The following is a 15388-nucleotide window of genomic DNA, read 5'->3' as shown; positions in this document are numbered from 1 at the left end:
TACCTATCCAAACGCAAGGTTCTGTTGCGGTTTGGTCAGCACACCGAATGGGCTGATACGCCTGTCGTGAAATTCAGGTGGGCGGTATCGGGATCATCTTCTATAAACTAGCTGTCGCTGCTCCGAACTTCGCCGAAGACCTTTCCGCCTGAGTCGGCTCCGTACCAAACACGCGACTTTGAATTTCTCACCGCGTCGTTGGTCCCCACTTATAGATCGTTCCGAGTTGTCGCTGTCGCAGTCTGTATGTATAGGCTTTCACAACTCCGAACTGTCGAGTCCGTCGTTCGAAGGTACTAACCCCGAACGAAAGGTGTCAGAAGGTTTGCTCGGGCTCACACAGGGATCAGGACGTCTGCCCCCGAGCGCCTTTCGTCTTCGGCTTGCCTGCGTCCTGTGCGCTGGCTTCGTCGGCAATCTGACGAACGGCTCGTCCTGACCCGCAGCAACTTCCGTTCCGCCTCAGTTCGGTAGCCAAACGAGCAGCGGTGTGGCGGGATCGTTCTTGCGGAGCCAGAGGAGGCTGCGGAGATACCCCTCGATCAGGACGTCGTGGCCGCCGTAGCGGATCACAATGCACGGCTCCCGTTGCACGAACGGAACGCCGGGGTCGATCGACGATGCGACCGCGCGAGGGTCGTGACTGTCGAACCTCGGGCTGCCGCCCGCCAGCACGATGCTTGGATTCTGCGTGAGGAATACCGGGTAGGAGACGTTGCCGAAGGTGGGCAGAACGTGGCTGTTCATCAGATCCGACAGGTGCCAGGCCGTGCAGGTGAATGTCGCCCCCCCGAGCGTGTCGATGTTGCTCACGAACCCTTCGTTCCGGCCGTGCTTCGAGATCATCTCGAGGAGATGAGGCCAGTCTGCGGGCGGGACTTTCTCGAAGGGCTCGCCGCCGTGCGCCAGGTCATGCAGATGCGAGGGACCGTGCCCGCGGTAGCTCGGACCGAAGCGCGGCGATGGGATTTCGCTGAAGGCCCAGCGGGCTTTGATCTCCTCACTCGTCGCAGTCGTGCCGATCGTTACCGACATGGGTGGATCCTAATGAAAACAGATCAGAGCCTGGATGAAAATCGGGTGAAGGCGGTCAACGTCTGAGGTTCGGGTTCGACGTCTCGGTCCGGAGAAACGCCAGCTACTCACCTTTCAGCCGAGGCTTCGCGGTGTTGACCTGAGGTGCGCGGGATCCCCCCTTGTTTTGCCGCTGAAGAGCGGCCAGGCGCTTCTTCTCCGTCTCGTATCGGTCTATGGCTGCCTTGGCAGGTTCGTAGATGTCGTGGAAACCACGGTGGAGATTCCGTGCCATGGGCAGCACGAGATTTGCGAATTCATGGACGCCAGCCTGCGTCTCCCGGATGCTCTGTTTCAGTCGGACCGATGTGTCGCCGCTGTCGCGCAGATACTTTTCGTCGACCTCGCCGCCGTTGTGTTCGTAGACGTGACGGCGCTGAAACGAGCGCGTCGCGGTCGCGATCTCTGCCTCCGTACTGCGAAGCGTCAACGATCTCGACGCATTCTGCAAAACCGATGACTATCACCATATACGAAGCTATCTGAATGTTCTCGAATTGATGGCGGTAGGCGTCGAGAACAGCACCTTTGATGAGCGCATTTGCTACGTCTATTGGAAAGGCTTCGTCTTAGACGCAATGCGCGACACCGCCAAGCTGATTGACCACATCCGAGTTAGGCACAGCGCGGACCGTTACTTCCGAAGCTTTCGCCAACTTCATTATCGTTGGATGACCAATCCCGAGCTTGCTCGTTGGCAGCGCACGGGCCGGCCATTGCGGAGCGGACCCATACCTCTCACTCCCCCGCCATAGGAAATCCGAGCACTGTTGCGAATGGTCTGGCGAGAGATCAAAATCGCGTCGCTGTTACTGCAGCGTCGATCGGCGCGGCGCCTGCCGGCCAAGCCAGCGTCATCGACGGTGACACGCTCGCAATCCCTGGCAGTCGTCGCCATAACATCAAGCTTCATGATTGTTCGTTAATCCCTCCGCGTTGGCTTGCGAAGTTCCCGCAGTGGGATGCTTGGTATCACGCACTCGCCTTCGGGCGGCGGACGATCTTCCTCCTGCGCAGCGTAGGCTTCCGGATCGCCGAGGATCAGCACCGGCTCACCGGCCCACCCGCACTTGTCGCATGTCGGTCGCTCCCATTCGGCGTCGGGGGCGCTTGAGTGAAATCCGCGCTGCGGAGATAGCCGGTTCGAGCCGCAGGCAGGACATGCGTCGGGCACACCACGGAGATGGCGGTTAACTAGGGACGCCGCCAAGTCGAGCGCATGTTCAACTGTGGTCGTCGCGGCCTCGGCGTCGTGCCACGTCGAAGCCTTGGCGTGGGTGAGCCAGTTGGAGAAGCGCCACGACTCGTCCAGCATCGTCTTGAATAGATGGCGGCGGTGCTCGTGGGTCTGCCCCCCGAGGCAAGTCGAACAGATGTAGTCCGCCCAAGCTTTGAAGTCAGCCTGCTTAGGTTTGCTGCCTTCATCGCTCTCCCAAGGCACGATCACTTGCGCCGCACTCGTGAACGCAAGCAATGCCTCACGGCAACGGACGCCGACGGCTTGGAAGTCGCTGACCGCTTGGGCGCTCACTAGAGCATCAGACGCTTCGGTCAGGTGACGGAAACATGCCGCAAGTGGCTCGACAGGAAGTTCTGATAACTTGGCCTTTTGGCTCCGGGGGATGCGCAAGCAAAGACCAACATGAAACGTAACGGCCAAGTCCATGTTCGGAAACTGTTCTTGCGAGTACAGGTTGGTCGGATTGGTGATCACCCACCAGCGATCGACGTTGGTGTGAACATCCCAAACGACATGCTGATGGCTCAGAACATTCTCGGCGTAGACTTTCTGCAAAAACTCGACAGTTAGATCAGGTGCCTGCCAGTTCATATAGTCGATGATGGCCTGTCTCTCGTCAGGCGTAGACTGCAACATGGTGGACCGACAATCCGGGATGACCGGCCCTTGCTTTAGCACGAGTCGGGGCGCGCGGCATAACGATCGCGAATATGGGCAGGCGTCGAGCCGTAGCGATTTTGCGAGCGCGTCAAGCTGGGCGAACGGCCCGAACAGAGTTCGGATGTTGTGCAATAGCTCGCTGGCGCGGCCGACTATTCCGACGATCCCGCAAGACCATCGGGGCAAATACGGCAACGCAGGCCGGCGTTCAGGCGCGCCTCCCTTTACCCCGCGCTGGCCGCTCGCGTGGTACCGCCAACCGCAAAATGGTGTGGCAGACCGGGCATTCAAACGAGCGGATGTCATACTCTTTGTTGACGGGTGCAACGCCCGTAAGCCTGCGCTCCGCATTGCAGGCAGAGCATACGGGTAACGCCATGACGTGCCCTTCCTCCCGTCGAGTAGCAGAGCAATCCTAACCGCCACTCCAAACAAGCGCGGTTAATTTTTGGAACCGTAATACCACGGTGTTCGCTACTGGCGTCGCTGCCTCATTACAACTATCGCGCCTGGCCGTCGCGGCGTGACGTAGAAACGTGCGCCGCAGCCTCGGCACTCTAGGTTTTCCGCGACATCGATGCGTGGTCCGACTACGAATTTATCAGTCCCACAATCGGGGCAGTTCTGCTGATTGAGCGCAGCGAGGATGCGAGCTTGGTGCATCGAAATTCCATATGTCCGGCGAATGTCAGACCAGTAATCGCGCTGGCGGGGTTAGAACGTTCGACGTTCGCGATTACTGCTAACATGAAGGAGTAGCAAACAGGTTAAACGGGCCGGAGCGCGTCCGATAGCGGCGCATTACGCGGACGGTGATGCCGTGTTGAGAAGCTGCGAGACAGCGGTGATGAGTTGGGCCGGAGCGAACGGTTTCTGCAACAGGATGCTGTTGGGGACGCCTTCCACCGCCCATTCGTGGCCCGCGCCCGCAGTTATGTAAATGATAGGTAGCGCCGGATCGATTTCTCGGGCCTGCCGCGCGGCTGCCCAACCGCTCATTCTGCCTCTCAGACTGATATCGATAAGAAGCGCACGATAGCCGGCATTGCGGTCTTTGAACCGCGCGATCGCTTCTTCACTGGACGGCGTGATGACCGGCTCGAAGCCCCCTTCGATCAGGGCTTCCTCGACCATCTGCTGTATCTCGCTATCGCCTTCGATGACCAAGATGATCGGCTTTTCGGCCACGTGCTTTCCCCGGCGGGCAGTAATGCGAGCCATAGTATCACGTTCGTAAGGAACCATCGAGCGGGGCTGCTGTTGCCAATGTGCGTCTGTATGGACGCCCGTGACAGAGGAGCGGCCCTCTCCACGAGGTAGAGGCCGCTTCCCTTATAGGAGCCCGGAACGGCGACAGGCATCCCCGAACTGGACCCGTTCCGGGACTGAACAAGGGAAACACAGGCGGGCTTAGTCTTTTGGCCGGTCCACAGCGAACGTGAAGCTGACTTGCAGGACCGGCCCGGCGTTGTCTCTGACCTCGATTGCCATGCGCTGCGCAAGGGTACTCACGGCGCTCTGATTTACCGCATCCCTTGCCATGTCAGCGAAGGCTCGGGCAGCTTCTTCCTGGACAGCTTCAATGTCGAGGAGTTCCAGGCCTTCTTCGTCGAGGGCAATGGTCTCATCGTTTCGAACGTCGAAGTAGTAGCGGGGCATGGCCGTGACAATCCAGAACCTTCGCGGCTGTTCCTGTTCGATGGATCACAATCAGAGATAGATAACTTGCACATTGGGGCTCAAATACGCCCACAAAGCTCGACAGAGATTTTGCAAGTTCACGCAACGATCGGTCTTGCCCGGCGTCATACTTCCATGAGCGAGCACGAATTGGCTGATCATGAGCAAAAGGAACTTGAGGAGCAGGTGATGCGCTTCCGGATGATGGAGCGCGAGGTCACCGACCCGCTCGCTACCCGTCTTTTGCAAGACATCGTTGCAGAAATGGAAGCGAACCTGCGGCAGTCCGACGAATAGTTCCGGATCAGGCGAGCGCCGCTCAGCAGCAATCGGACGAGCGAACGCCATTGCTTTAAGGTTTCACCGGGTCCTACCGATTGGGAGAGGCGGCGCGGGTACGCGGGACCGCCCCATTTCAGGATATCTGCGGTTTGGGGTTTCCGGATTTGTTCGGCCGGCTAGTATTGCCAAATCCGTGAGATAGCAGGCGATGACCAATCTGGACCGAGCATGGTGGGCATGGCGGGCGCTTTCCAAGACTGAGAGGGCGCAGTTTCTAGTGCTGCTCCGCGAGGCCTATGGTCGGGAGCGAGCGGCGGCCATACAGAAGCGTGGCAGCGTGGCTCATGGCAGAGAGCTATCGGGCCTTCCGGAACTGACGCTAACCGAGGATGACCTTCGGCGGCTTTAATGGTCTATGGCGTGTACTCACAAACTCCGCGCCGCAGATCAGCGCGCGTATAAGGTCCGCTATACCTCTGATAGCGACGCGATAGCGGACCTCACAAGAGGTCCGAGTTGGCTCCGGGTTGGCAAGGGGAATCTTCACGCTGCAGCATTGGTCGGAGCAGCCATGTGTTCGGCCTTTGAGTGCGGTACCCATGACCGCTGGCCATAATGCCTTCCGCAGATCAGGTCCCGATCAAAAGTACGCATTCAAAGATGCTATGGCCCAAGAGGGTTGTCCTGATCGCCGGATCGACCGGCACTGCATTACGTGCTGTTCGTCCTCCCAACCGTTACGTCACGCCGGGGTGTTCGGCGCGATCTCGTTTACGCCGTGAGCGCGACCGGTTCCTTGTAGCCTTCGTTCCTGGCCATCATCGCCCAGGCCATCCTGGCGAGCTTGTTGGCGAGCGCGATGGCGGCGACCTTGGTCGGTCGCCGCGCGCCAACTGTCCCGTAAGCCAGGGCCGATGGCCGGTGCCATGGATCTTGGCGTAGCGGATCACGGCGAGCGCACCAGCCGTGAACAGGCTGCGCAAATAGCGATCACCTTGTTTGCTGATATTGCCAAGCTTGTCCTTGCCTCCGCTCGAGTTCTGCTTCGGCACTAGCCCAACCCAGGCCGAGAAGTCTCGTCCCGATCGGAAGGCTTTGGGATCCGCAATGCTGGCGACCAAAGCGGTTGCCAGCGCCGGCCCGATGCCGGGGATCGCGTCCAGCCGTTTGCTCGTCACGCTTGATCGATGCCAGGCGATGATGCGTCGGTCGAACTCCAGGATTTGGGCCTTCAGTGCGCGCAATTGACTGCCGAGAGCAGCAAGACAGGCACGGGCTACCTCGGGGAGCCGGTCGTCGGCTCTATCGGCAACGACTTCCAGCAGTTGCTCGACGCCCCTGCGCCCGACAGGGGCGACAATCCCGAACTCGGCCAGATAGGCGCGGATTGAATTGATCACGGCAGTCTGCTGGCGGATGAAGAGATGGCGCGCCCGGTGAAGCATTAGACAGCTCTGTTGCTCGACCGTCTTGGTCGGCACGAACCGCATGTTGGGCCTCGTGACCGCCTCGCAAATTGCCTCCGCGTCGGTGCTGTCGTTTTTCTGCCGCTTGACGTAGGGCTTCACATAGGCCGGAGGCATCAATCGCACCGTATGCCCCAACGCCTGGAGCTCGCGGGACCAATAGTGGGATGACGCGCAAGCCTCAATTCCAACCAGGCATGGCGGCAACCTCTCAAAGAACGCCAGCACGTGCTGACGCCTCAACTGACGGCGGATCACCCCCTGACCGCCAGCATCAACCCCGTGAACCTGAAAAACCGACTTAGCGATGTCCAGTCCGATTGTCGTGATCGTTTGCATGGATAGCTCCTCCAGATCGTGGGAGCCCTAGCAGCTCCCAAATCCATGGCACTCGCGTGCCGGATGGAGGAGCCGTCCACAGCATCAGAAGCGGACTCATGCAGTGGAGCAATTGGGATCGTTACTCCCCATTGTCGCGCGCGGAGCGACTGCGAACCGTCCGCCTACTCTTGCAGCGCAAATTCGGTCTGGGCCTCGTCATAGGCCTTCTGGTCCTCGGCGCTGAGCTTGGACTCGCCGATGGTGACGACGACCTTATTTAGTGTCCCCGTGAATTTGAAGGGCACCTGGTAGTCCTCGCTAACTGGCGTGCCCGCGTCTTCCCCGACGTCGAAGGTCTCGTCCAGTGAGACGCGCATTGGCAGCGTGCGTTCGACCCGGCCCTCGGCCACCGCCTTGCCGTCCACCGACAGCACGATAGCGCCGCCTTTGCCGAGGCCGCCGTCGTAGTTGAAGTTGGCGGTCAAGGTGTGCTTGCCGGCCGGTACTTTCTCCTTCGAGACAACGTTGTAGCGGGCTATCCCCGCGAGGTTGTAGTGATAGACGAGCTTGCCGTTCAGCAGGTAAAGCCCGTAGCCGCCGAAGCGTCCGCCCTGCGTGAGTAGCACGCCGTCGGCTCCCGCCTCCGGAATTTCAACCTCCGCACGGATTTCGAAGGATTTGTTCTTCAGGTCCGGCGCACTGCCTTCCGGGATGCGGATGACGCCGGGATAATATGTAAAGACGTTGCGTCCGCTGATCAGGCTGGGACGGATCGACACGTCGAAGCGCTCGATGCGGCTGTTGTCCAGAGGCATCACGTTGTAACGGCCGGCCTCGCCCCAAAAAAGCTCCTTGAGTTCCAGGAGCTTGGCCGGATTCTCTGCGGCGAGGTCCTTCGCCTGCGAGAAGTCGTCGGTCAGTTGGTAGAGTTCCCATTTGTACTCATCGACGGGAGGCAGCTTGCCCGTCATGTTCCAGGGAGCTATCGGCGGTGTAGTGCTTGCCATCCACCCTTCATGGTAAATGCCGCGGAAGCCGAGCACTTCAAAATACTGCGTCTTGTGGCGTGAGGCGGCCTTGGCGTCGGCGAACGTGTAAACCAGGCTTCCGCCTTCGACCGGCTTTTGGGCCACGCCGTTGATGCTGGACGGAAATTGGATACCGGCGGCCTCCAGGATGGTGGGAGCGATATCGATCACAGAGGAGAATTGCGAGCGGATACCTCCCTTGTCTTTAATGCGCGCCGGCCAGGAGATGACGAGGTCGTTGCGTGTGCCGCCGAAGTGGCTGGCGATCTGCTTGGTCCACTGGAAGGGCGTGTCCATTGCATGCGCCCAGCCGACCGGGTAGTGGTTGTTCGCCATCGGGCCGCCCAACTCGTCCATTCGACGCTGCACCTCCTTGAAGTCCTCGGGGATGCCGTTCAGGATTGTCAGCTCGTTGAGCAGGCCCTGCGGGGTCCCCTCGGCGCTGGCACCATTATCGCCCTGTATGTAAATGGCCAGCGTGTTGTCCAGGTCACCCGACTGTTCAATCGCGTCGAGGACGCGACCGACCTGGTAATCAACGTACGAAAGGGCGGCCGCGTAAACCTCCATCATGTGGGCGAAGACCTTCTGGTGGTCGGCATCGAAGGAGTCCCAGGCGGGGATGGCCGCCGGCCGCGGCGTGAGCTGGGTGTCCGCCGGGACGATGCCCAGCCTCTTTTGGTTCTCGAGGATGATCTCGCGCTGCTTGTCCCAGCCCTCATCGAACTTCCCTTTGAACTTGGCGATCCAATCTTTGGGAGCATGGAGCGGGGCGTGAGCGGTGCCAGGGGCGTAATAGGCTACCCAGGGTTTCTCCGGAGCGACCGCCCGTAGCGTGCGGAGACGGTCGATGAAGTGGTCGGCCAGGTCCTTTTCAAAGAAGTAGTCCTTTTGATCGTGCGGTGGCTCGATGGGTTTGATGTTCTCGTAGAGAGCGGGCGAATACTGGTTGGTGTCCCCACCGAAGAAGCCGTAGAAATACTCGAAGCCCAAGCCGGTAGGCCACAGGTCGAACGGCCCGGCCTGGCTGTTGTGCCAGTCGGGAACGTTGTGGTTCTTGCCGTACCAGGCGGTGTTCCAGCCGTTCTGCTTGAGGACCTCGGCGAACGTCCCGCAGCTCTTGGGCATCAGGCTGTCGTAGCCTGGATAGCCGGTGGCCAGCTCCATGACGATGCCCGTCGAACAGGTGTGTGGATTGCGCCCCGTGAGCAGCGCGGTACGCGTGGGCGAACAAACGGCAGTGGTGTGGAACTGGTTGTAGCGCAGCCCGTTTGTGGCCAGGCGATCGAGCGTCGGGGTCGGTATCGGCCCGCCAAACGTGCTGCTGGCGCCAAAGCCGACGTCATCGGTCAGGATGAGCAAGATGTTCGGAGCACCTTTCGGGGCCTTCACTTCCTTGGGAAAGTCGGGGGTCGAGTCCTTGGCTGTTCGGCCGATGGTGCCCAGGAAGGGCGCCTCCGGCGGGGGCAGCACAGGGTAGCCGCCGAGCCCAGCCGGCTCGGGGTTTTTTGTCTTCACATCCGGGGGGAGCGGGCTTTGTGCGGTCGCCGCCGCGATGCCCAGGCCAACAGCGGCTACCGCTGACAGTGTCACTCGATTGCGCATGACTGGCTCCTCGCTCTCCTCGACTGCATCTCGAAGATTTCAGGTCATTGACGGAACGAGAGTTACCCAAGCTTACGCTTTCGAAAAGCAAAGTCCAATCATGTCAGATGCTCGGAATGCCCGCTTTGGGTCTTGGCTGTGTGAAAACGCTCAGCACTTGATGCGTCATAGAACAAGTTATTCGTCCAAGAGCCTCCTATGCGTCCAACTCGCAACGGCACTGAACTTAAAGAACGAGCTGAAGAATGTAATTCTCGTCGCGTTTCGATATTTCGCGTTTTTGCACAGCCAGGGTCACAAGCGGCGGTGGAGGCGAGCACGAACCGGCGTCCGGTCTGCCACTGACAGCCGACATGATAACAGTTTAAGCGTTGTTCTGTTTGGAGCCAATAGCCGATCTTCGCAGCTATGATCCGTCCGTGCTATCGCTAGACATTCTGGTTAAGACAGAGAGAATAGAGACTGCCATGACCGCGGCGTCGGCCTCTCAGAGAGCATGCGGAGACTGCACCCTCTGTTGCAAAATAATGGCAATCGAAGAACTGGGGAAGCCAGCAGGGTCTTGGTGCCAGCACTGCAACATTGGAAGCGGCTGTAATCGTTACGCCGAGCGGCCAGCGGAGTGTCGGACTTTTAATTGTCTCTGGTTGATCGATGAGAGATTGGGGCTGCACTGGAAACCCAACAAGTCTAAAATTGTCCTAACAAATTCGGAGGATGGCCTAGAGATTCGATGCGACCCTGGGTCTCCAGATGCTTGGCATAAAGAGCCACTTCGTACGCAAATAAGCAAATGGGCTGAGGCCGGGGAAGCGAACGATGTGACAGTTTTGGTGATCGTCGGAAGCAAAATGACGCTCGTTACTTCCAATCGCGAGTTCAATCTCGGCATCGTTCATTCAGACGAACGGATTGTGCGTGAGCTAGATGGAACGCATGTCGTGAACGCGACAGTGGTCAAGGCGTCGGACGTCCAAGATTCTTAACGAGGCAGTACCGACAGATAGTCTGGTATGGGTCAAAAGCGCCGATTGGAAGGTCGACCAGTCACTTCCGATCTACCCCGATAAGCAGACGATTTCCGATCCCGCGCGGACTTCGCATTCGGGCCACTAGCTGACAACCTACTCAATAGCCCAGTTTGACGAGAACTAACCTTTGATTGTATCAGAAGAAAGTCGAACCAATGGAGGAGCGATCTGATGGGAGATTTTTTCAGAGCCGCCAAATTCCTTCTCCTCGACCTTGCCTCTACGATTTTCTTTCTTGTGCTGTATCTCTTGACGCAGAATATGGCTTTGTCCGTTGTCTTGGGCTCGGCTCTGGGCGTAATCCAGATAGTAATTCAGATCATTCGACAAAGGCCTGTCCACAGTATGGAGTGGCTGAGCCTATTTCTTGTCGTCGCTGCGGGTTCGGCGACCATCGTCACGGATGACCCGCGCTTCGTGCTGTTCAAGCCAAGTGTGATTTACGTGATTGTAGGAATTGTAATGCTCAAGGCGGGCTGGATGGTTCGCTATCTACCTGCTGTTGCGAAGGCGGTCTCCTCTGATGTCGCTATCGTCGTAGGTTACTCTTGGGCCGCTCTGATGTTCATGTCCGCCGCCGTCAACGCATTGGTGGCTATCGCATGCACTGTACAGACGTGGGCGATGATCATGCCGATCTTCGGCCTCATTAGCAAGGTAGCCATCTTTGTCGGCGGCTTTCTTGCAATCCGGCTCACGACTATCCGGCGCATCCGCGCTATGCCTGCTGATAAACGTGAGGTTCTGCTCGCTGCGACCGGGGTGCCTATCGAGCCATGGTTGCCGGTCAAGTCGGCTTAGGGTCTTGGCTGTGTGAAAACGGCCAAGACGCTTGTGGGGATAGAAGAAGTTGTTCGTCCAAGACTCTGTTAGCGCTTAAACTCGCAAGCGCACTCAATTTTAAGAGCGGACTGAAGAATGTAATTCTCATCGCGTTTCGATCTTTCGCGTTTTTACACAGCCAGGGTCACAAGCGGCGGTGGAGGCGAGCACGGACCGGCGTCCGGTCTGCCACTGACAGCCGACATGATAACGGTTTAAGCGTTGTTCTGTTTGGGGCCGATTTCGTTGAAAAAGGCAGCAGTAGTCGGATGTATTGGCGCCAGTGCCGATCGGGCCGAACGGCTGTACTAGCCTCTTATGCGGGCTTGAGGGTTTGCATCGGGATCAGCTTGGCCATCTTGCGAAGGTTCTGAGCGGTGGCTGCGAGGGTGAACTCGTCGCGCGCGCCGTTTGGGCCTCGTAAGCGCAAACGGTCGAGTTTGAGAATGCGCTTGAGGTGCGCGAACAGCATCTCGATCTTCTTGCGAAGCCGGCGCGAGGTACGGCCCTCCCACGAGCTTGCGATCTGGCGAGCCATATCGCGAGCGCCCTCATAGATTGAGCGCGGTACCCTCCGTGAAGGCTGCTTGGGGCAACAGCGGCTTTTCAATGCGCATCGATCGCAATCACGCTTGCTGGCCATGTAAAGCGTCGTGGCACCGTCGTTCACCAGCGCTCCGGTCGTGGTGAGGACCTTGTCGCCAGGACAGCGATACACGTCGCCTGCGTGGTCGTAGGTGAAGTGCTCGCGCGAGAAGATCCCGTCCGTGCGGGCCGACTTGTCAAAGACGGTGATGTGCGGTTCGATCCCGTGCTCGTAGACCAACCAGCCGAGCATCTCGGCCGAGCCATAGCCGCTGTCGCCGAGGAGCCGGTTCGGATAGAGATCGAACCGTTCGAGCGAGCGCTCAATCATGCGCTTGGCGGCCAACACCTCCGCCTGCCGGATTGCCGTGGTTGCCTCCACATCGACGATGATCGCGTTCTCGACGTCGACCAGGTAGTTCGTCGAGTAGGCAAAGAAGGCTTGGCCGCCGTGCGCTCCCGTCCAGCGCGCCGCTGGGTCGGAGGGCGACACGAACTTCGGCGTGACCTCGGTCGCGGCTCCGAAAGCGGCATCGTCGAGGACGGCCAGATACTCATTGATCGCTCGGCCAGCAGCCTCCGGTGGAAGTCCCTTGTCGCCTTCGATCCCCTTCTGCCGATTGGCATCGGCCTTGATCAGGCTCGCATCGACGGCAAATCCTTCACCACCGACCAGTCGCTCCTCGAGGCAGCGGCCCAAGACACTCTCGAACACTCGACGGAAGAGATCGCTCTCTCGGAAGCGACCATGCCTGTTCTTGGAAAAAGTCGAGTGATCCGGCACCGCACCGTCCAGACCGAGTCGACAGAACCACCGGTAGGCCAAATTGAGGTGGACCTCATCGCACAGGCGCCGCTCCGATCTGATGCCGAAGCAGTAACCGATCAGGAGCATCCGGATCATTAGCTCCGGATCGATCGAAGGCCGACCGATGCTACTGTAGAAAGGCGCCAGGCCCCGCCGGACCTCTTCGAGATCGATAAACCTGTCGATCGACCGTAGCAGGTGGTCGGCGGGAACATGCTTCTCGAGCGAGAATTCATAGAACAACTCAGGCTGTTCGACTTGCCGGTGCCCCATCATGATCTTCAGTCCTGCTAACTAAGCAGACTGAATCACTGCTATCTCTGAGTCGCAACAACCGCCTTTTTCAACAAAATCGGCCACCTTCAGACGTGGCGCGGCGGAGGTGTCATATCGGCTTTGATCATCTCGGCTTCGGAGCCACAACAAGCGTAAGTATCGCTGACGTGCCTTGAAGTCCAAGTGGGCCTGGAGAGTTACTAAGTGAAAAGCGTAGCTGGTCTCACGAAATCGGCATAACCTCTCAATGCGCTCTGTTGGAATTCGAATGCTGCCATGGAGCTGAATCATGAAAAGCAAATTATTCGCAGTAGCCGCTATAGCGACGGCAGGACTTTCGCTCGCGCAACCCGCATTGGGACAATCGGATGAGAAGCTCGGTACGGTGAATTTCGAAACATCGTGCAAACCGGAGGCGCAGAAACTTTTCGACCGCGGGATGCTATACCAGCACTCGTTCTGGTACCGCGCCTCGCAAAAGGTTTTCGAAGATGCGCTGACGGCCGATCCCGAATGCGGCATTGCCTATTGGGGCATCGCGCTCAGCCTGTTGTTGAATCCTCATGTGCCGACGCCTGCGAAGAACCTCGCCGAGGGCGCGGCTATAATCGCCAAGGGAAAGAGTGTCGGCGCCAAGACCCAGCGCGAACGCGACTACCTCGATGCGCTAAGCGTCATGTACGCCGACTACGACAAGGTCGATCACCGTACGCGCATGCAAGCTTACGCCCAGGCCATGGAGCAATTAGCACAGCGCTACCCCAGTGATGACGAAGCGCAGATCTACTATGCGCTCGCCCTCAACACCTCGGCTTCGCCGGCCGACAAAACCTACGCCAACCAGCTCAAGGGCGCGGCAATCCTGGAGCCGATCGCACTGCGCCAGCCGCAACATCCTGGCGTTGCGCATTACTTGATTCACCTTTACGACTATCCGCCAATCGCCGAGAAAGGCCTTGATGCCGCCCGACGCTACGCCAAGGTCGCGCCAGCGTCAGCACATGCCCAGCACATGCCATCACACATCTTTACGCGCGTCGGCCACTGGAAGGAGTCGATTGCTTCAAACGCGGAATCATCGCGTGTCGCCAGCGCGGACAATGAGGGCCACGATCAGCTGCACGCCATGGATTACCTGGTCTACGCCTATCTACAACTCGGACAGGATGAAAAGGCCGTAGCCATTATCGACGAGATGAACGCGGTCACCGGCTTTACCGAGACTTTCATCGCCGGGCCATACGCGCTGGCCGCTTCGCCGGCACGCTACGCAGTGGAGCGCGGCGATTGGAAGGCTGCGGCGGCGCTTCAGGTCCGCCCCAGTCCGCTGGCTCACGTGCAGGCGATCACCCATTTCGCGCGAGCGCTAGGCGCAGCCCGCTCGGGCAATCCTGACGCCGCCAAGGCTGACATCGCAAAGCTCGCCGAACTGCGCGACAAGTTGCGCGATGCTAAGGACGCATATTGGTCGCAACAAGTCGACATTCAGCAGCAGGTCGCCACCGCCTGGCTGCTCTACGCCGAAGGCAGCCGCGACGATGCGCTGAAGGCGATGAGTGCCGCAGCAGATGCCGAGGACAAGACCGAGAAGCATCCAGTGACGCCGGGAGCGCTCAGACCGGCGCGCGAACTCTACGGAGTCATGCTGCTCGAGAGCAGCAATGCCAATGAAGCACTTGCCGCCTTTGAGGCCACGCTGAGGAAGGAGCCAAACCGGCTCGGCGCCTATGTGGGCGCGGCCAAGGCCGCGGAAAAGTCCGGTCAGTCCGTCAAGGCTCGCGAGTACTACGGCCAGGTCGTCGCGATCGCCGATGCCGCCGATAACACCCGGACCGAGCTCGCCGAGGCGCGTGCGTTCCTGACGAAGCGCTGAGAAGCCGGCGACAGACATGGGAGCACAGCATGAGAGCAGTCTTTCTGCCGATCGTTCTGGGCATCCTTGCGAGCCCGGCCAGCGCTCAATCGCTTCAGGTCGTCGGATATTCCGGCTATTTGGGCGAGTGGGAGTTGACCGCCACGGTCACGGAAACGGCTTCCGGCCCTATAAAGGAATACTCCGGGCCATTAACGATGAAGCACATCGGGGTGTGCACTCAGGATGGTCCGGAGGAGAAGACCGGTGAAATGCGTTTTCAGGTATCGGCCTCATCATCCCAATTGAACGCGACATTCTCGCTTCCCGGCGTCGAATGCACCTACAGTGGACGGCTGTCAGACTCCTACACGGGCACCATGAAATGCCCCGATCGTCAGGCGGTTCCCCTCAAGCTGTGGCTGAGATAATTGCCTGCCAAGAAACATACTCCTGGATAACAAGCGCCGAGTGCTGCCGCATCAGCCGGACATGCACTGACGTTGGTACGTCAGTTTGCCGCCCGTCGCAAACAATCGCAGCGCAGCTCTCGCCGAGCGGATGACAGCACCGGCCGCGTTTAACGGCGCTCTCGCGCAGTTCTCGTCCATATGGCGAATGGCAGCGTTACATGTTGCGAGGGCTGCGACTTCCGCTA

General features: G+C 59.1%; 12 protein-coding genes and 1 pseudogene. 5 read left to right on the top strand and 8 right to left on the bottom strand.

The annotated features are described in order from the left end of the window. Positions 1 to 462 precede the first annotated feature (462 nt). The gene (locus tag CWO89_RS28245) at positions 463 to 1035 is read right to left on the bottom strand and encodes a hypothetical protein (RefSeq protein WP_130581869.1); all 573 of its coding nucleotides are present in this window, start codon (positions 1033 to 1035) and stop codon (positions 463 to 465) included. Between the two features lie 103 nt (positions 1036 to 1138). Then, the gene (locus CWO89_RS28240; protein ID WP_130581868.1) at positions 1139 to 1504 is read right to left on the bottom strand and encodes a hypothetical protein; all 366 of its coding nucleotides are present in this window, start codon (positions 1502 to 1504) and stop codon (positions 1139 to 1141) included. Between CWO89_RS28240 and CWO89_RS49665 the strand changes: the two genes are divergently transcribed. Then, positions 1476 to 1829: a DUF4760 domain-containing protein gene (locus tag CWO89_RS49665; RefSeq protein WP_130581870.1), complete on the top strand. Its 354-nt coding sequence runs from the start codon at positions 1476 to 1478 to the stop codon at positions 1827 to 1829. The genes CWO89_RS28240 and CWO89_RS49665 overlap by 29 nt on opposite strands. A gap of 167 nt (positions 1830 to 1996) precedes the next feature. On the opposite strand, the gene CWO89_RS28230 is transcribed toward CWO89_RS49665, so the two are convergent. From CWO89_RS28230 to CWO89_RS49660, 3 genes are all read right to left on the bottom strand, one after another. Beyond that, positions 1997 to 2950, bottom strand: coding sequence for a hypothetical protein (locus tag CWO89_RS28230; RefSeq protein ID WP_130581867.1), 954 nt, complete (start codon positions 2948 to 2950; stop codon positions 1997 to 1999). Positions 2951 to 3775: 825 nt separating this feature from the next. Continuing rightward, positions 3776 to 4162, bottom strand: coding sequence for a response regulator (locus CWO89_RS28225; RefSeq protein ID WP_165421378.1), 387 nt, complete (start codon positions 4160 to 4162; stop codon positions 3776 to 3778). A gap of 222 nt (positions 4163 to 4384) precedes the next feature. Next, entirely contained in the window at positions 4385 to 4633 is a 249-nt protein-coding gene (locus CWO89_RS49660; protein WP_130581865.1) for a DUF6894 family protein, read from the bottom strand. A gap of 156 nt (positions 4634 to 4789) precedes the next feature. On the opposite strand from CWO89_RS49660, the gene CWO89_RS49655 reads away from it, so the two are divergent. Continuing rightward, positions 4790 to 4951 (top strand): hypothetical protein, encoded by a 162-nt coding sequence (locus tag CWO89_RS49655; RefSeq protein ID WP_245476622.1) that lies wholly within the window; start codon positions 4790 to 4792, stop codon positions 4949 to 4951. Positions 4952 to 5707: 756 nt separating this feature from the next. On the opposite strand, the pseudogene CWO89_RS28215 reads toward CWO89_RS49655, so the two are convergent. Both CWO89_RS28215 and CWO89_RS28210 read right to left on the bottom strand, forming a co-directional pair. Next, positions 5708 to 6741 (bottom strand): annotated as a pseudogene (locus CWO89_RS28215) (IS110 family RNA-guided transposase). A 164-nt stretch (positions 6742 to 6905) separates the two neighbouring features. After that, positions 6906 to 9356: an arylsulfatase gene (locus CWO89_RS28210; RefSeq protein ID WP_130581864.1), complete on the bottom strand. Its 2451-nt coding sequence runs from the start codon at positions 9354 to 9356 to the stop codon at positions 6906 to 6908. A gap of 1202 nt (positions 9357 to 10558) precedes the next feature. Between CWO89_RS28210 and CWO89_RS28200 the strand changes: the two genes are divergently transcribed. Then, a complete protein-coding gene (locus tag CWO89_RS28200; RefSeq protein WP_130581862.1) occupies positions 10559 to 11188 on the top strand; it encodes a septation protein IspZ in 630 nt (209 codons plus the stop codon). A gap of 337 nt (positions 11189 to 11525) precedes the next feature. Here the strand turns inward: CWO89_RS28200 and CWO89_RS28195 are convergent, their stop codons facing one another. Beyond that, positions 11526 to 12878, bottom strand: a complete 1353-nt coding sequence (locus CWO89_RS28195) for a transposase (protein WP_130581861.1) — start codon at positions 12876 to 12878, stop codon at positions 11526 to 11528. Positions 12879 to 13167: 289 nt separating this feature from the next. On the opposite strand from CWO89_RS28195, the gene CWO89_RS28190 reads away from it, so the two are divergent. Then, entirely contained in the window at positions 13168 to 14751 is a 1584-nt protein-coding gene (locus tag CWO89_RS28190) for a tetratricopeptide repeat protein (protein ID WP_130581860.1), read from the top strand. Between the two features lie 29 nt (positions 14752 to 14780). Further along, the gene (locus tag CWO89_RS28185) at positions 14781 to 15161 is read left to right on the top strand and encodes a hypothetical protein (protein WP_130581859.1); all 381 of its coding nucleotides are present in this window, start codon (positions 14781 to 14783) and stop codon (positions 15159 to 15161) included. Positions 15162 to 15388: the final 227 nt, after the last annotated feature.

It is taken from the genome of Bradyrhizobium sp. Leo170 (genome assembly GCF_004296405.1).
In the GTDB taxonomy this organism is placed as follows: Bacteria; Pseudomonadota; Alphaproteobacteria; order Rhizobiales; family Xanthobacteraceae; genus Bradyrhizobium.
Note: the sequence above shows the minus strand (reverse complement) of the source record. Positions and strands in the feature narration are given on the sequence as shown.